Below are 16413 nucleotides of genomic sequence, written 5' to 3'. Positions count from 1 at the left end.
ATGAGCTTAGGAGAACAAATAAAGAAAATGCGATTATTAAAAGGTTTATCACAAAAAGAGGTGGTTATGTCTGCAAATATCGAAAAAGCACAGTTTAGCCGAATTGAAAATGATAAGACTGACCCATCTTATTCAACACTGGAGAAAATTGCAAAAGCAATGAATTGTACTATGTCAGAGTTGTTTAGTACAAATGAAGATTTTAAAGATATTAATTCAATAGATAAATCTTTAATTGAAAAAGTTTCAATTATTGAAAACCTTGAAGAAGATGAAAAAAAAGGATTGTATTCTATTATTGATGGGTTATCAACAAAACAAAAGTTAAAACAAACTTTATCCAATGCGCTTAATCTATAAAAAATAAAGCCGTCTAAGACGGCTTTATTTTTTAAATATCTGTATAGATGGTGTGACCCTCTGGCACAAAATCAATTCCTTTTAAACCTGCATTTTCACAACGTTTTTTAAACTCTTCTGTAACTATTATATAAGATTTTTTTCTTCCATTCTTACTATAAGAAAATCTTTTAAAGAATTAGGTACTAAATGTAATTTCTTAATTGTCATAACATTTGCAGAACCATATTTTTTAATTTCAACTACAGATTTTTCCATATCCATACAAGGAGTTACTTGTATAACATTTAGAATAAAATAATCATTATTAGAGTTGTTATTTTTGTCTATAATTTTAACATTTATAAACTGTGTTTGTATATCTACTAAATCTTTGAATAAATCAACAAATCTTGAACTAACTAAAGGAGCATTATAAGTTGGTAAAATGTCGTAAGAAGAGAGATAATTGTCTATTTTATCAATATTGAATATTATTTCTTCTTTAGAATCTATTTTAATTCCTTTTTCAAATTCTCTAGGTTCAATGAGATTTTTTTCATCATAAAGAAAATATACATCTCTTTTGTAAAATTCTGATAGTTCGTAATACATAAATTTATTTTTAATGGCATTTTATTCGACCTTCCCTAAGACCTTTTCTTGTTTGATTTCTTAAATCTTCTATGGCGTCGGAATATTGTTTTTTACTCCAGCCTTCTGCTTGACCTATATCGTGAATATCTTTTAATTTTTGGTTTATATCAGCATTATACGCTTTATGTACGCTGTTCCAACCATTGTGTTGGCTTCTAGTCGGGTGTGTGCCTTGTTCTTTAGGTAAATAGATTAGATTACTAGGTTTATCGACATCAAAACCTGCTGCTTTTATTGCAGGGTGGTCAGCCATTGAACGAGGTATGACGTGATGATTTTGATAGCCTTCAATTTTTGGCATATTGTTATAATTCCAACCATTAGCAGGCATATTACTTAAACCTAAAGGGTCAACCCAACTATTAGAATCAGCTACATACGCATAAAGCGTTGGGTTATTGCCTTTAAGTCCAATCGGGTCTTGACTTAAATACAGTCCCGTACTCGCATCATAATACCTAAACCTATTATAGTAAAACCCTGTATTTACAGGGTTTTATTTTTGTTTTTACTCAAAGTCAGGAGACTTTATGGAGCTAGTTTTTCAATACCATATTGTTACAGTAGTAGTAACAAGAAATAGATTAAAACCCTCTTAAACTATTTTCAAATCCATTTCTTAAAGCTAGAGTTTCAAAATCTGCATTATTTTCTTTGACTTTTGTAGTATAATAAAAGTTTTTTAGTTTAAGCTTTGCTAATTCCCTTATAGTTTCATAATTAACTTTAGAATCAGTGATAGCAATTTTTTCCAAATTGTTAAGTTTTAATAAGCTATTAACATTTTCAAGATTTTTACTAGCTAACAGCTGAACCTTGATGATTTTAGTGCTTAATTCTGGTAAAACTTCAATGTTTGTTGAATTTAGTAGTAAAAACTCTAGGTTTTTTAGTTTAGATAAAAAGAAAAGTTGTTGATTTTTTTACAATTCAACAGAGTTAGAAAATTTAAATTTGGGAATATATAATCTATGCTCTCGTGGTTTTTTAAATCTTTGTTAATTTTTAAAAATTTCAATTGAATATTTTGTTTTAATTTACTTAAATCAACTGAGTCAATTGATAATTTTTCAAGTTTTAAACTTTCAATTAACTTATATTTATTAGAATTATCTAATTCATCAAATTCAATCTCTACTAACGATTGAAATTTATTAATAGCGTCCAAATTAATCTTTTTATTATAATTACCACTAATACTAAAACTTGATAAATCATCAATTTTTCTTAAATTAGAAATATCATTAAGCTCCTTAGATGAATTAACTAAAATTGATAATGAACTAATTGTTTGCAAATAATTGAAGACATCTAGATTTCTAACCAAATCAGAACTAGAATCTTTACTTGGATCACAAACTAATATTAGCTTAATATTAGAATCTTTAATTTTTTTATTCAAATATTCTAAGGACTCTTTCGGTAAACCTTTCTCAATTAAAACTAATTTTTTCTCTTTTATCAAATTTATATTTTCATCAATACCTTTTAAATCAAAATTATCTATTTTCATACTTTATTATTTACACATGCCTAAAGGTTTATAATGATCTTTAATTTTTTTATCAATTACATCTTCAAAATTATCTCCAAATGTATCTTTTAACCATTTTTCACCTAAATCTCTTCTATAAGTTTTCTTTTTGTTACTCATGTTAACAGGTCTTTGACCATTTGTCATTGGATTTAAATCTCCACTAGCTTCCATTATTTTCATTCTTTCATAAGTGATTTGTTCAACTCCTTGAGCAACATCAGTATTTGGAATCCCTTTAAAAATATCAGTTGCAGTAGTTTTGTTTCCATATCTTCCAGCTGCATTGTGTTTAGCTTTACCAACATATGTCTCCTTATTTCTAAGATAAACAGTTGATAGCCCAAAAACATCTGTCCAAACATTAGAATCGTGAACATACCCATACATGGTTGGGTTGTTGCCTTCGAGTCCGATAGGGTCTTGAGTCAGATAACCCCGCACCTCTTTTTGACCCGCTACAATACCCTTTTGAGCCATCGACAGACATCCTTTTGGCTCTCGTGGGTACGAGTTCCAAGGCATTAGCAATAGAATAAAAAGTAGTTTTAGTAGTTTCATTGTTTCAAAAATAGGGTAATTTTTTATTTCATCTGAAAAAAAAAAATTGTTTTTTGATCGATTAAACAAGGCAGGTACAAAACAGACTTTGAGTGTTTGCCCAAAGTCGGCGGGCATCTTTAGTTACCGTGAGCTTGTTTTTTTAAACGATTGCTGGAGGGTGCATATTGTTTTGGAATGGGGTATTTCTAAAGCAATCGTTTTAAAAAACGAGCCCTGCGGAGTTTACGGAGCAGTTAACACGAGCTCCTTTTTTAAATTTTTGTGATAAAAACCAAACAAAGAAGGATGGGAACCACTGTACCCAGACTTTTTGTGCAGGTTTTTGAACAAATAATTTAAAAATGCAAACTCTTGCGAAGCTCCTATTTTTGGGGTGGGAGCTTTGGGGAGGGGCTATTTTACATAAATGCCAGTTATAGCTTTCAAGGCGAAGCGAACCCGCAGGGCTTGAACTATAACTGCCAATTATGTAACATAGCTTTGGGAGCGGTTCGAGCGTTGGCAAGCGGTTGTTTTTTTGGTTTTGGCTGGCAAGCGAGTAAAAAAAGGCTTTTTTGTGTGCGAGGGGTTGGAAAAACAAAAAGCCTTTTTTTACTGGCTTGCAGGGGTGGAAAAACAACGGCTGTGAGGGTGGGGAAAACCGCTGGAGCGTTGGGGAGCGTTGGACGGGCGGGCGCAAATACGTCTGCGAAGCAAACCGCTTTTTTTATTTGGATAGGGATTTGTATAACGCCAAAAACAACCGACTAAAAAAATAGCCAGTTGTTTAAGGTGTTAAGAATCTTGTTTTTTCACAAGTCTGTGCTCTACTTTATCCCAAGTGTCTTGCACTTTTTTTATTTCTTCTACCATCATTTGGATGTTTTCTAAGACAAGGGTTATTTGATGGCTTTGTGTGAGGATTTGTGCAAATAACAGCAATTCTCTTTGTTGTTCCCAAGTACTGGAAGTTTCATTTTTGTTTGTCATAGTAAAAAATTTAAAAATTAATAATGAAGGCTTTAGGCTTCTTTACCTAAAGTTTATTGTAATGGATGCAAAAGATTGATTTTTGCTTTTAGTTCTTCGAACTGAGTTGTTTTGTATTGTTGTGTTGTTCCACTTATTTTGTGTCCTGCAAAGACTTGTACTACTCTTACATCGTGCTGTATTAATAAGTTTTTAATGACGCTTTGTCTTATTTTGAGTGGTGTAATTTGTTTTTCTTCTGGTCGGTTTTTATTGATGTGCTGGCTGATGTCATTCTCTCTATAGGCTTTATTAGTTCGGGTGGTAAATAAATAATCTTCTGGCTTTTTTTCTTTGATGTATTCTATATAATTGATGTATTCTGTACAGAGATAGATTTGATAGGCTTTTAGGGATAAAGTTCTGCTTTTTAGGGTAATTTCTGCTTTTTCGAGATCGATGTCTTTTACTTTGATGGCTATCAGTTCGCTAGTGGTTAGGGCTTGTTCTATAAGTAAACTCACCATTAGTTTTTTATGTTTTGGGGTTTGTTGGTAATATTCTTCTAATTGTTTGGTGGTGTATAAATTTTGGGTTTTTATGGTTTTGTCTATTTTATCTATTAAAATGAGTTTTTTGATAGGATGATCTTTTCTAATTCCACTAAATTGTAAATACCTATAATATACTTTGATGCTGTGGAGATGATTGGCTATTGTTCTGTATTTTTTGTTGCTTTCTCTAAGGATTTTAAGGTAACGTAATATGTCATTTAATGTAGCTTTTTCGTGATTAATGGTGTGTTCTTGGTACTTCTTGATGCAACAGTATAAACTTTTATGATTGGATGGACTAAAGTTGTTTTGGATATATTCTTTTAGAGTCATCATAATTATAATTTTTTGAGTTGGTATTTACTTATTCTTGTATATATTTCGGTAGTTTCCATTTGGGAGTGTCCTAAAAATGCTTGTACTTGTGGGAGCTGTACGCCGTTTTCTAGTAGATGTGTGGCGATGGAATGACGCAAACCGTGCAGGGTTATTTTTGCTTTTACACTGGCTTTTATCGCTAGTCTTTTTAGCATTATTAGAGCGGTATATCTTTTTAATCTAGTTCCTGCTTTGTTGTATAAAATGTGTTGATTTTTCATTGTGGTGTATTTTATGGTTTCTAAATAATTGATTAGGTCCTGGTTTATTTTTTTCACTCACTGGGATTACTCTGTATTTGTTGTTTTTGCCTTTTTGAACCGTTACTGTTTTTTGTTGAGTATCGATGTCTTTTACCGTGATTTGTTCCATTTCGAAGGCTCGAAGCCCACAGCCATAGCACAGGTGTAAAATGATAGTTTCCTGTAAGTTGGCTTTTGTATAGAGTTGTTTTATTTCTTGCTGAGTGAGTATTTCTCTTTCTGCTTTTGTAGCTTTAGGAAGTTGTAGCTCATAATAATTAAATGGATTTTTTTAATGAGTTTTTCTCTTTCTAAATAACTAAAATAGTGTTCTATACTTCTATAATATCCCTGTATCGTGTGGGTGTTTAATGCCTTTTGTTGATAATGATTGACGTATTTTTTTAGATCTGAGGGTTTGACTTGTTGGAGTTCTTTTTGAGTGATTCTTATAAAATGGTTGATGTTTCTTATTCGTTGTTCGACTGATAATTTATGGTAACCTAGTGTGAGTAATTCTTCTTTATACGATGCTTTGTTTATCATTGTCCTACACTGTTTTTTAAAATGATGCGCCGATTACTTTTGTTTGTTGTTTTACAGTGGTTTACACTTGTTTTATCGGCTCATTATAGGTATATTCTAGGCTCACTTTAGACTCATTTTACTACTCTTTTAACTTATCTAACATTGTTTGTAATTCTTCTTCGCTTAATGTTTTAAAGTTGTCCCAATGGGCTATTTTATATTGATTGCCTTTGCCCATTTTGCCTAATTTTGATAAATATTCACAAGATACTAAATCGGTTAAATATCGGTTTATTTGTGCTTTGCTTAGCGTGTAATGGTCTTTAATGTCGAAGCGTGTAAATTTTACATCTTCTTTTTTCTTATCTTCTTTTTAGCCTTTTTTTCTGCAAACTTTTTTAAGGATTCGTAAAAGGTTCTGACTTTCCCCTCCAGCTCGTCCATTTTTAATATAATGCTGTTTTTCATTAATAATAAACCATTGATAACATCCTCTTTCTCTGCGATTAATTGTCCTTGTGGGGTTTTGTTTCGTTGGTATTGATTCAGTAGTACTATTTGATTGATTACCCCCATAACGATGTCGTGCATTCGGGTGGGTTTGTGTACATTCTCGGGCAGTTCCACGAGGTTTGCATAAGGGTTTATGACTTCATAGACTTGTAATAATTTGATGCATTCTCTTAAAAACTGTCTTATTTTTTCTTGTTCTTCTTTGTTGATTTCGCCTTGATAGACTTTGTTTTTATACTCAATGATTCGTTTTGTTTGCTCCTTTGATTCATCGACCGATAACACTATAATTCTACTCATATTATCCTCGTAGAGTTCGCCTTTTGTGGTGGCTGATAAACTAGCAAAAGATACTTCTACGGCTTTTATTTTACCGTCGGCATTGCCTTTTTTGTCTTTGATAGAAGTCGAGGACGATAATTTTTTATTAGAGATCATTTCACGCACTGCCAGTAAAGCTTCTTCTTTTAGTCCGTCTAAATCTTCAAAAACTACCAACTTATACATAAACTCTCCATTTTTATAATTGTACAAACTGCTTTCTGTAACTCGGGTTAAATAAATCACATCTTCGGGCGGTATGAGTAATGCTATTTGTTTGATGGTGTGGGTTTTGCCACTTCCTGAGCTTCCCTGGTATAATACGTGTAAATTGTAATTCATTTTATAGGTAGTTGCCGTTACATATTGCAATAGCCTGTTATCTTCTTCTCCTACAATGCCTATTTTTCCTAGTAAATCATTGATATTGTGTAATAAATTAGGAGTTTTTAGTAAGTCGAGGGGTTTTGTTTTTGATTCAAAGTTTAAAGGTTTAAAGTTTAAAGTTGGTTCAACTGAAGAAATAATATTTTCGGGTAAAATTGTTTTGTCCTTAGTAATTACAGTCTTTCTTTTTTCCAATAGTTCCATAAAAATTTCTTTTTCATAAGCGACTAAAAGGCTGTTTACATCCTCATTTTCGGGGGGTTCTACTTTTGTTATTTTTAGTTTAACGTTTAAGGTTTGAAGTTCCTTTGTGTATTTTTCAATTGCTGTGCTTCCTGCTTTGTCTCCGTCAAAGAAAAATATAATTTCCTCCAGTTCTTTTAATTGGCTCACTGCCTCAGTGTGTTCTGGAGTTAAGCCGTTTGTACCATAGCACGCTAAAAGGCTATAATTATTGGTGATTTCGGGAATGTGTAAAAGGCTAGCACAATCAATAATAGCTTCAGTTAAAATAAGTTTTTTTGTTTCAGGTTTTGGATAATAGGGGTATAAGCCCTGACGATTTTTTAAATAAAAATGTTTGCCGTTTTTATCTTCAACATTTCTAAAATAATAACTTACTATTTGTCCTTTAGCATTACGCAAAGGAAAAGCAATGCTTTTTACTCCAAAAACTTGATAGGTTACTGCTTCGCCTGTTTGATTATTTACTCTATTTAAAGGGGTTAACATTCCTATTTCTAAAGCATCTTGTATCATTTCCTTTTTGCTTGTTCGGGGTTTGGTTCGTTTTCAAATCGTCCTGCGTGGTGGAACTGACCAGAGTTAAAGCCGACTAATCCTCTTTTTCTAGTAATGCCGTTAAGTTTCTGCTTTGTAAATAGTCTCTTGCTGGTTGACTTAAATAAGCTGATTTTATAAAGGTTTCGTATAGTTTTTCTAAAAATTCAATTCGTTTTTCTTGATCCATTGGTTTTGTGGTTATGGGTTGGTGTTTTATTTCGGGTGGATTCCCTGCAAGTGCTGTACATTTTATAAGGGCTTCGTGTTTGGTTAATTTCTCAAAGTCTTGCACAAATTGGATTTGGTCGCCTTTTGCTCCGCAAGCGTGGCATTTGTAAAAGTTCTTTTCTAAATTGACTTGTAAACTTGCTGTTTGTTCCCTTCCTCCAGTTCGGGATGACAGGTGAAAAGGACAAAATAACATTTTGTTTTTATTGGGCTGTAGATTGTAATGAGCTAGTACCTGGCTTAAACTTAAATTTTGTTTGATGTCGTTGATTTGCATTTTTAAAATTGTTGAAAAGTTTACTACTTCACTTATAAGTTACAAACTTAATCAATCAGTAATAAATAAACAAGATTTATTAATAATAAATATTACTTATAAATTGATTATATTTGCTAAACCTCTATTTATAGAGGATTTATATAACTTTTTGATTATGAATATTGGGAATAGAATAGCTGATTTAAGGAAAAAAAAGAATTTTTCTCGTGAAGATTTAGGAAAACTAGTAGGTACTAGTGGAGCTGTTATAGGAAGATATGAGAGAGAAGAAATTACACCTTCAGTAGAAATAGCTAATAAAATAGCACTTTCTTTAGGAGTTTCTTTAGATTATTTAGTAGGAAATGTAGAACTAGAACTCAATGATATTTTAATGGAAAAAGTAAAAGAAGTAAACAAGATGTCTGAAAAAGACAAAGATTATGTTTATACACTCATAGATGCCTTTATAGCAAGAAGTAAACTACAAACTATTTTAAAATAAAAAGCTGTCAATCGACAGCTTTTTTGTTTTATAATTTCTATCGTTTAAAAATTACCTATTTGTAAGCTTTTTATTTTTAAACACTTACCTTATAAGGGACACTTTTTTCTAAAAAGATCGTAGAAGTAGCACTGCTTTAGTTTAAATTTTATCAACATCGAATATTGATATTGAATTTAATGCATTATTTTCAAATGTTACATATATCCTATCATTTAAATATATTGAAGTCTCACTAGAAGTACTAAATCTTTTTGTAATATTCAAATTGTAATTTTTACAAAGTTTTTCGAAGTCACAAAGATTTATATTTTCAAAATCCTGATAATCTTCTATAAAAAAAGGATTTCTTGATTTATCATTTAAAAATAATTCACCTGAATGATTAAGATAAAAACTTATTAAAACTAATTCATCATCAAAAAACTTTAATTCTAAATTATTAAAACTAATATAATCTTCATCTTTTAGCTCATTAATAGAATTAAAAAAATTGATAATTTTATTTCTATGTTCACCAAGAGTTATATTGCCAAAAAATCCATTTTTTAAAAACTCAATCAAATTAATTTTCATATTTATTTACACATTTTTTTCAACGCTTTCTCAATTTTTTTACATCTCTAGCTCTATCAAGTCTTCCAAAGTTTTCAAATAAACTTATTTTTACTTCCCTAGCATTTTTTAATAATTTTTCACGCCAAGACTTATCATTTAACAATTTCTCTTCCGATTCTTTTATAGCTTTTTTAAGGGCAGGTGTATTAGCATCTTTACCAAAAGCTTCAATAAATGTAACTCTATCACCGTCAAGTGCTAATTTTAATTCTGTTTTACCATCACCAGCATAAAAATGTGGCCCTTTAGAAACTATATCTGGCTGAGTTGCTCCGTGAGGTAACCAAGGTACTCCTGCTAACCCAAAAATATCAATTTGAGTATTAGAATCAAAAGTATACCCATACATCGTTGGGTTGTTTCCGTGCAATCCAATGGGGTCTTGACTTATATACAATCCCGTACTCGCATCATAATACCTAAACCGGTTATAGTAAAGCCCGTCTAATTCTGGATCTTCATATTGCCCGAGTTGTCTAAAAGGAATAAAACTTCTATCCCCTGTAAACTTGGTTATTTTCCCGTAGATGTTGTATTTTGCTTCCCAAACAATTTCACCTTGTTCGTTGTAGGCTTGAGGAATTTGCGGAGCTGAGAAAATTTACGTTATTAGAATTATACCAATTGCAATTTTTTAATATAACTATCGACATCTTTCCATTTTGAAAGTAAATCTTGTTTTTTTCTTATCTTATGAACCTCAATTTTTTCAGCTATAATTTCAAACCAAAATTTATTATTATCAAAAACATAATGGTTGTATGTTTTTTTATCATATTTTTCCCAATTTAACTCTTGAGTATCTCTAAAGGAAATAATTTCTTTTAGCCAATTAGAATTTTGAATTTCATAAAAATAACCTTGAAAATTGTGATCAAAATCAATAGGATAAAGTTGAAGTTTTGTATATCTCTTATGTCTAATATCTAAAACATTTTTTAAGTGAAATAATCCAACAAATTGTTCATTTTTATGAATTCCATTTTTTATAAATTCTTTATTTAAGCATTTGAAAAATATTAATACTTCATCTCCAATTACTTGTAAATTTAAAGGAGTGTTAGGGTCAATCCAATAGTCTATTTCTATTAACTTTACTATTTCTTTCATTTTATTTACATTTTGGTAAATCACTTGTTCCAGTATTTGGAAGACCATTTCTTTTTAATCTAGAATTAAATTCTCTTAATTCATCTATATCAGTTACAAATTCTATAGGTATAATTTTAGACTTTCCTTTAATAGCAGTGTAAAGTCTACTGTTACCGTCTCTAACTACTAATTGACCTTTAACATTTACAACTCGGATTGGTTTCATATTTTCCATTATTGTATTACCTCCATTTGGTAAATTAGCTTCTTTAACTTGTTTAGCAAATTTATCAATATTAATTTTTCCATCTGGAGTGTCAAAATTTTTGTTTACACTTGTTTGAGAAAAATTAATGTCTTTTGGGTCTAAAAAGATTGGATCCAACCCAAAAAGATCTGTCCAACTATTCGAATCGTGAACATACCCATACAAAGTTGGGTTATTTCCCGCCAATCCAATGGGGTCTTGAGTCAGATAACCCCGCACCTCTTTTTGACCCGCTACAATACCCTTTTGAGCCATCGACAGACATCCTTTTGGCTCTCGTGGGTACGAGTTCCAAGGCATTAGCAATAGAATAAAAAGTAGTTTTAGTAGTTTCATTGTTTCAAAAATAGGGTAATTTTTTATTTCATCTGAAAAAAAAAAATTGTTTTTTGATCGATTAAACAAGGCAGGTACAAAACAGACTTTGAGTGTTTGCCCAAAGTCGGCGGGCATCTTTAGTTACCGTGAGCTTGTTTTTTTAAACGATTGCTGGAGGGTGCATATTGTTTTGGAATGGGGTATTTCTAAAGCAATCGTTTTAAAAAACGAGCCCTGCGGAGTTTACGGAGCAGTTAACACGAGCTCCTTTTTTAAATTTTTGTGATAAAAACCAAACAAAGAAGGATGGGAACCACTGTACCCAGACTTTTTGTGCAGGTTTTTGAACAAATAATTTAAAAATGCAAACTCTTGCGAAGCTCCTATTTTTGGGGTGGGAGCTTTGGGGAGGGGCTATTTTACATAAATGCCAGTTATAGCTTTCAAGGCGAAGCGAACCCGCAGGGCTTGAACTATAACTGCCAATTATGTAACATAGCTTTGGGAGCGGTTCGAGCGTTGGCAAGCGGTTGTTTTTTTGGTTTTGGCTGGCAAGCGAGTAAAAAAAGGCTTTTTTGTGTGCGAGGGGTTGGAAAAACAAAAAGCCTTTTTTTACTGGCTTGCAGGGGTGGAAAAACAACGGCTGTGAGGGTGGGGAAAACCGCTGGAGCGTTGGGGAGCGTTGGACGGGCGGGCGCAAATACGTCTGCGAAGCAAACCGCTTTTTTTATTTGGATAGGGATTTGTATAACGCCAAAAACAACCGACTAAAAAAATAGCCAGTTGTTTAAGGTGTTAAGAATCTTGTTTTTTCACAAGTCTGTGCTCTACTTTATCCCAAGTGTCTTGCACTTTTTTTATTTCTTCTACCATCATTTGGATGTTTTCTAAGACAAGGGTTATTTGATGGCTTTGTGTGAGGATTTGTGCAAATAACAGCAATTCTCTTTGTTGTTCCCAAGTACTGGAAGTTTCATTTTTGTTTGTCATAGTAAAAAATTTAAAAATTAATAATGAAGGCTTTAGGCTTCTTTACCTAAAGTTTATTGTAATGGATGCAAAAGATTGATTTTTGCTTTTAGTTCTTCGAACTGAGTTGTTTTGTATTGTTGTGTTGTTCCACTTATTTTGTGTCCTGCAAAGACTTGTACTACTCTTACATCGTGCTGTATTAATAAGTTTTTAATGACGCTTTGTCTTATTTTGAGTGGTGTAATTTGTTTTTCTTCTGGTCGGTTTTTATTGATGTGCTGGCTGATGTCATTCTCTCTATAGGCTTTATTAGTTCGGGTGGTAAATAAATAATCTTCTGGCTTTTTTTCTTTGATGTATTCTATATAATTGATGTATTCTGTACAGAGATAGATTTGATAGGCTTTTAGGGATAAAGTTCTGCTTTTTAGGGTAATTTCTGCTTTTTCGAGATCGATGTCTTTTACTTTGATGGCTATCAGTTCGCTAGTGGTTAGGGCTTGTTCTATAAGTAAACTCACCATTAGTTTTTTATGTTTTGGGGTTTGTTGGTAATATTCTTCTAATTGTTTGGTGGTGTATAAATTTTGGGTTTTTATGGTTTTGTCTATTTTATCTATTAAAATGAGTTTTTTGATAGGATGATCTTTTCTAATTCCACTAAATTGTAAATACCTATAATATACTTTGATGCTGTGGAGATGATTGGCTATTGTTCTGTATTTTTTGTTGCTTTCTCTAAGGATTTTAAGGTAACGTAATATGTCATTTAATGTAGCTTTTTCGTGATTAATGGTGTGTTCTTGGTACTTCTTGATGCAACAGTATAAACTTTTATGATTGGATGGACTAAAGTTGTTTTGGATATATTCTTTTAGAGTCATCATAATTATAATTTTTTGAGTTGGTATTTACTTATTCTTGTATATATTTCGGTAGTTTCCATTTGGGAGTGTCCTAAAAATGCTTGTACTTGTGGGAGCTGTACGCCGTTTTCTAGTAGATGTGTGGCGATGGAATGACGCAAACCGTGCAGGGTTATTTTTGCTTTTACACTGGCTTTTATCGCTAGTCTTTTTAGCATTATTAGAGCGGTATATCTTTTTAATCTAGTTCCTGCTTTGTTGTATAAAATGTGTTGATTTTTCATTGTGGTGTATTTTATGGTTTCTAAATAATTGATTAGGTCCTGGTTTATTTTTTTCACTCACTGGGATTACTCTGTATTTGTTGTTTTTGCCTTTTTGAACCGTTACTGTTTTTTGTTGAGTATCGATGTCTTTTACCGTGATTTGTTCCATTTCGAAGGCTCGAAGCCCACAGCCATAGCACAGGTGTAAAATGATAGTTTCCTGTAAGTTGGCTTTTGTATAGAGTTGTTTTATTTCTTGCTGAGTGAGTATTTCTCTTTCTGCTTTTGTAGCTTTAGGAAGTTGTAGCTCATAATAATTAAATGGATTTTTTTAATGAGTTTTTCTCTTTCTAAATAACTAAAATAGTGTTCTATACTTCTATAATATCCCTGTATCGTGTGGGTGTTTAATGCCTTTTGTTGATAATGATTGACGTATTTTTTTAGATCTGAGGGTTTGACTTGTTGGAGTTCTTTTTGAGTGATTCTTATAAAATGGTTGATGTTTCTTATTCGTTGTTCGACTGATAATTTATGGTAACCTAGTGTGAGTAATTCTTCTTTATACGATGCTTTGTTTATCATTGTCCTACACTGTTTTTTAAAATGATGCGCCGATTACTTTTGTTTGTTGTTTTACAGTGGTTTACACTTGTTTTATCGGCTCATTATAGGTATATTCTAGGCTCACTTTAGACTCATTTTACTACTCTTTTAACTTATCTAACATTGTTTGTAATTCTTCTTCGCTTAATGTTTTAAAGTTGTCCCAATGGGCTATTTTATATTGATTGCCTTTGCCCATTTTGCCTAATTTTGATAAATATTCACAAGATACTAAATCGGTTAAATATCGGTTTATTTGTGCTTTGCTTAGCGTGTAATGGTCTTTAATGTCGAAGCGTGTAAATTTTACATCTTCTTTTTTCTTATCTTCTTTTTTAGCCTTTTTTTCTGCAAACTTTTTTAAGGATTCGTAAAAGGTTCTGACTTTCCCCTCCAGCTCGTCCATTTTTAATATAATGCTGTTTTTCATTAATAATAAACCATTGATAACATCCTCTTTCTCTGCGATTAATTGTCCTTGTGGGGTTTTGTTTCGTTGGTATTGATTCAGTAGTACTATTTGATTGATTACCCCCATAACGATGTCGTGCATTCGGGTGGGTTTGTGTACATTCTCGGGCAGTTCCACGAGGTTTGCATAAGGGTTTATGACTTCATAGACTTGTAATAATTTGATGCATTCTCTTAAAAACTGTCTTATTTTTTTCTTGTTCTTCTTTGTTGATTTCGCCTTGATAGACTTTGTTTTTATACTCAATGATTCGTTTTGTTTGCTCCTTTGATTCATCGACCGATAACACTATAATTCTACTCATATTATCCTCGTAGAGTTCGCCTTTTGTGGTGGCTGATAAACTAGCAAAAGATACTTCTACGGCTTTTATTTTACCGTCGGCATTGCCTTTTTTGTCTTTGATAGAAGTCGAGGACGATAATTTTTTATTAGAGATCATTTCACGCACTGCCAGTAAAGCTTCTTCTTTTAGTCCGTCTAAATCTTCAAAAACTACCAACTTATACATAAACTCTCCATTTTTATAATTGTACAAACTGCTTTCTGTAACTCGGGTTAAATAAATCACATCTTCGGGCGGTATGAGTAATGCTATTTGTTTGATGGTGTGGGTTTTGCCACTTCCTGAGCTTCCCTGGTATAATACGTGTAAATTGTAATTCATTTTATAGGTAGTTGCCGTTACATATTGCAATAGCCTGTTATCTTCTTCTCCTACAATGCCTATTTTTCCTAGTAAATCATTGATATTGTGTAATAAATTAGGAGTTTTTAGTAAGTCGAGGGGTTTTGTTTTTGATTCAAAGTTTAAAGGTTTAAAGTTTAAAGTTGGTTCAACTGAAGAAATAATATTTTCGGGTAAAATTGTTTTGTCCTTAGTAATTACAGTCTTTCTTTTTTCCAATAGTTCCATAAAAATTTCTTTTTCATAAGCGACTAAAAGGCTGTTTACATCCTCATTTTCGGGGGGTTCTACTTTTGTTATTTTTAGTTTAACGTTTAAGGTTTGAAGTTCCTTTGTGTATTTTTCAATTGCTGTGCTTCCTGCTTTGTCTCCGTCAAAGAAAAATATAATTTCCTCCAGTTCTTTTAATTGGCTCACTGCCTCAGTGTGTTCTGGAGTTAAGCCGTTTGTACCATAGCACGCTAAAAGGCTATAATTATTGGTGATTTCGGGAATGTGTAAAAGGCTAGCACAATCAATAATAGCTTCAGTTAAAATAAGTTTTTTTGTTTCAGGTTTTGGATAATAGGGGTATAAGCCCTGACGATTTTTTAAATAAAAATGTTTGCCGTTTTTATCTTCAACATTTCTAAAATAATAACTTACTATTTGTCCTTTAGCATTACGCAAAGGAAAAGCAATGCTTTTTACTCCAAAAACTTGATAGGTTACTGCTTCGCCTGTTTGATTATTTACTCTATTTAAAGGGGTTAACATTCCTATTTCTAAAGCATCTTGTATCATTTCCTTTTTTGCTTGTTCGGGGTTTGGTTCGTTTTCAAATCGTCCTGCGTGGTGGAACTGACCAGAGTTAAAGCCGACTAATCCTCTTTTTTCTAGTAATGCCGTTAAGTTTCTGCTTTGTAAATAGTCTCTTGCTGGTTGACTTAAATAAGCTGATTTTATAAAGGTTTCGTATAGTTTTTCTAAAAATTCAATTCGTTTTTCTTGATCCATTGGTTTTGTGGTTATGGGTTGGTGTTTTATTTCGGGTGGATTCCCTGCAAGTGCTGTACATTTTATAAGGGCTTCGTGTTTGGTTAATTTCTCAAAGTCTTGCACAAATTGGATTTGGTCGCCTTTTGCTCCGCAAGCGTGGCATTTGTAAAAGTTCTTTTCTAAATTGACTTGTAAACTTGCTGTTTGTTCCCTTCCTCCAGTTCGGGATGACAGGTGAAAAGGACAAAATAACATTTTGTTTTTATTGGGCTGTAGATTGTAATGAGCTAGTACCTGGCTTAAACTTAAATTTTGTTTGATGTCGTTGATTTGCATTTTTAAAATTGTTGAAAAGTTTACTACTTCACTTATAAGTTACAAACTTAATCAATCAGTAATAAATAAACAAGATTTATTAATAATAAATATTACTTATAAATTGATTATATTTGCTAAACCTCTATTTATAGAGGATTTATATAACTTTTTGATTATGAATATTGGGAATAGAATAGCTGATTTAAGGAAA

25 protein-coding genes and 1 pseudogene are annotated in these 16413 nt (G+C 32.0%); 2 read left to right on the top strand and 24 right to left on the bottom strand.

The features are described 5' to 3' along the window. Positions 1-360: a helix-turn-helix domain-containing protein gene (locus JJC03_RS04740; protein WP_235874084.1), complete on the top strand. Its 360-nt coding sequence runs from the start codon at positions 1-3 to the stop codon at positions 358-360. Positions 361-486: 126 nt separating this feature from the next. Here JJC03_RS04740 and JJC03_RS04735 read toward each other — a convergent pair whose 3' ends face one another. From JJC03_RS04735 to JJC03_RS04675, 13 genes and pseudogenes are all read right to left on the bottom strand, one after another. Then, positions 487-954, bottom strand: coding sequence for an imm11 family protein (locus JJC03_RS04735; RefSeq protein WP_235874112.1), 468 nt, complete (start codon positions 952-954; stop codon positions 487-489). 10 nt (positions 955-964) lie between these two features. After that, on the bottom strand, positions 965-1327 hold the full coding sequence (locus tag JJC03_RS04730; RefSeq protein ID WP_235874111.1) for an AHH domain-containing protein: 363 nt from the start codon (positions 1325-1327) through the stop codon (positions 965-967). A gap of 18 nt (positions 1328-1345) precedes the next feature. Continuing rightward, positions 1346-1471, bottom strand: a pseudogene (locus JJC03_RS04725) (RHS repeat-associated core domain-containing protein); the annotation flags it as partial. Between the two features lie 109 nt (positions 1472-1580). Next, positions 1581-1751, bottom strand: a complete 171-nt coding sequence (locus tag JJC03_RS04720) for a hypothetical protein (RefSeq protein ID WP_235874110.1) — start codon at positions 1749-1751, stop codon at positions 1581-1583. Positions 1752-1885: 134 nt separating this feature from the next. Beyond that, the gene (locus JJC03_RS04715) at positions 1886-2509 is read right to left on the bottom strand and encodes a hypothetical protein (protein ID WP_235874109.1); all 624 of its coding nucleotides are present in this window, start codon (positions 2507-2509) and stop codon (positions 1886-1888) included. Between the two features lie 6 nt (positions 2510-2515). After that, entirely contained in the window at positions 2516-3010 is a 495-nt protein-coding gene (locus JJC03_RS04710) for a hypothetical protein (RefSeq protein WP_235874108.1), read from the bottom strand. Between the two features lie 858 nt (positions 3011-3868). Beyond that, complete coding sequence (locus JJC03_RS04705) at positions 3869-4063, bottom strand: hypothetical protein (RefSeq protein WP_235874101.1); 195 nt, start codon at positions 4061-4063, stop codon at positions 3869-3871. Between the two features lie 53 nt (positions 4064-4116). After that, entirely contained in the window at positions 4117-4932 is an 816-nt protein-coding gene (locus JJC03_RS04700) for a tyrosine-type recombinase/integrase (RefSeq protein WP_235874100.1), read from the bottom strand. Positions 4933-4934: 2 nt separating this feature from the next. After that, the gene (locus JJC03_RS04695; RefSeq protein WP_235874099.1) at positions 4935-5195 is read right to left on the bottom strand and encodes a tyrosine-type recombinase/integrase; all 261 of its coding nucleotides are present in this window, start codon (positions 5193-5195) and stop codon (positions 4935-4937) included. Then, positions 5155-5388 carry a tyrosine-type recombinase/integrase gene (locus JJC03_RS04690; protein WP_258932583.1) on the bottom strand — a complete coding sequence of 78 codons (234 nt, stop codon included), beginning with the start codon at positions 5386-5388 and terminating at the stop codon, positions 5155-5157. Before JJC03_RS04690 ends, JJC03_RS04695 begins: the two co-directional genes overlap by 41 nt. 38 nt (positions 5389-5426) lie before the next feature. Beyond that, positions 5427-5762 carry a site-specific integrase gene (locus JJC03_RS04685; RefSeq protein ID WP_235874098.1) on the bottom strand — a complete coding sequence of 112 codons (336 nt, stop codon included), beginning with the start codon at positions 5760-5762 and terminating at the stop codon, positions 5427-5429. 327 nt (positions 5763-6089) lie between these two features. Beyond that, a complete protein-coding gene (locus JJC03_RS04680; RefSeq protein ID WP_235874107.1) occupies positions 6090-7724 on the bottom strand; it encodes an MTBMA_p00010-related P-loop-containing protein in 1635 nt (544 codons plus the stop codon). 76 nt (positions 7725-7800) lie between these two features. Continuing rightward, positions 7801-8253: a CHC2 zinc finger domain-containing protein gene (locus JJC03_RS04675; RefSeq protein ID WP_235874106.1), complete on the bottom strand. Its 453-nt coding sequence runs from the start codon at positions 8251-8253 to the stop codon at positions 7801-7803. A 157-nt stretch (positions 8254-8410) separates the two neighbouring features. Here JJC03_RS04675 and JJC03_RS04670 point away from each other — a divergent pair, with 157 nt between their 5' ends. After that, positions 8411-8740, top strand: a complete 330-nt coding sequence (locus JJC03_RS04670) for a helix-turn-helix domain-containing protein (protein WP_235874105.1) — start codon at positions 8411-8413, stop codon at positions 8738-8740. A gap of 141 nt (positions 8741-8881) precedes the next feature. On the opposite strand, the gene JJC03_RS04665 is transcribed toward JJC03_RS04670, so the two are convergent. From JJC03_RS04665 to JJC03_RS04615, 11 genes are all read right to left on the bottom strand, one after another. Continuing rightward, a complete protein-coding gene (locus tag JJC03_RS04665; RefSeq protein WP_235874104.1) occupies positions 8882-9316 on the bottom strand; it encodes a hypothetical protein in 435 nt (144 codons plus the stop codon). A gap of 19 nt (positions 9317-9335) precedes the next feature. Further along, entirely contained in the window at positions 9336-9887 is a 552-nt protein-coding gene (locus tag JJC03_RS04660) for an RHS repeat domain-containing protein (RefSeq protein ID WP_309597783.1), read from the bottom strand. A gap of 86 nt (positions 9888-9973) precedes the next feature. Then, positions 9974-10468, bottom strand: coding sequence for a hypothetical protein (locus JJC03_RS04655; RefSeq protein ID WP_235874103.1), 495 nt, complete (start codon positions 10466-10468; stop codon positions 9974-9976). Position 10469: 1 nt separating this feature from the next. Continuing rightward, positions 10470-10973, bottom strand: a complete 504-nt coding sequence (locus JJC03_RS04650; RefSeq protein ID WP_235874102.1) for a hypothetical protein — start codon at positions 10971-10973, stop codon at positions 10470-10472. A gap of 858 nt (positions 10974-11831) precedes the next feature. Next, positions 11832-12026, bottom strand: coding sequence for a hypothetical protein (locus tag JJC03_RS04645; RefSeq protein ID WP_235874101.1), 195 nt, complete (start codon positions 12024-12026; stop codon positions 11832-11834). 53 nt (positions 12027-12079) lie between these two features. Then, positions 12080-12895 (bottom strand): tyrosine-type recombinase/integrase, encoded by an 816-nt coding sequence (locus JJC03_RS04640; protein WP_235874100.1) that lies wholly within the window; start codon positions 12893-12895, stop codon positions 12080-12082. Between the two features lie 2 nt (positions 12896-12897). Then, a complete protein-coding gene (locus JJC03_RS04635; protein WP_235874099.1) occupies positions 12898-13158 on the bottom strand; it encodes a tyrosine-type recombinase/integrase in 261 nt (86 codons plus the stop codon). Further along, the gene (locus JJC03_RS04630) at positions 13118-13351 is read right to left on the bottom strand and encodes a tyrosine-type recombinase/integrase (RefSeq protein ID WP_258932583.1); all 234 of its coding nucleotides are present in this window, start codon (positions 13349-13351) and stop codon (positions 13118-13120) included. Before JJC03_RS04630 ends, JJC03_RS04635 begins: the two co-directional genes overlap by 41 nt. A 38-nt stretch (positions 13352-13389) precedes the next feature. Further along, positions 13390-13725 carry a site-specific integrase gene (locus JJC03_RS04625; RefSeq protein WP_235874098.1) on the bottom strand — a complete coding sequence of 112 codons (336 nt, stop codon included), beginning with the start codon at positions 13723-13725 and terminating at the stop codon, positions 13390-13392. Positions 13726-13846: 121 nt separating this feature from the next. Then, positions 13847-14335, bottom strand: a complete 489-nt coding sequence (locus JJC03_RS04620; RefSeq protein ID WP_235874097.1) for a hypothetical protein — start codon at positions 14333-14335, stop codon at positions 13847-13849. A gap of 25 nt (positions 14336-14360) precedes the next feature. Then, positions 14361-16220, bottom strand: a complete 1860-nt coding sequence (locus JJC03_RS04615) for an MTBMA_p00010-related P-loop-containing protein (protein WP_235874096.1) — start codon at positions 16218-16220, stop codon at positions 14361-14363. Between the last annotated feature and the right edge of the window lie 193 nt (positions 16221-16413).

Source organism: Flavobacterium oreochromis (assembly GCF_019565455.1).
GTDB lineage: Bacteria > Bacteroidota > Bacteroidia > Flavobacteriales > Flavobacteriaceae > Flavobacterium > Flavobacterium oreochromis.
The sequence above is the reverse complement of the archived record's forward strand: the minus strand, read 5'-3'. Positions and strand labels throughout refer to the sequence as shown.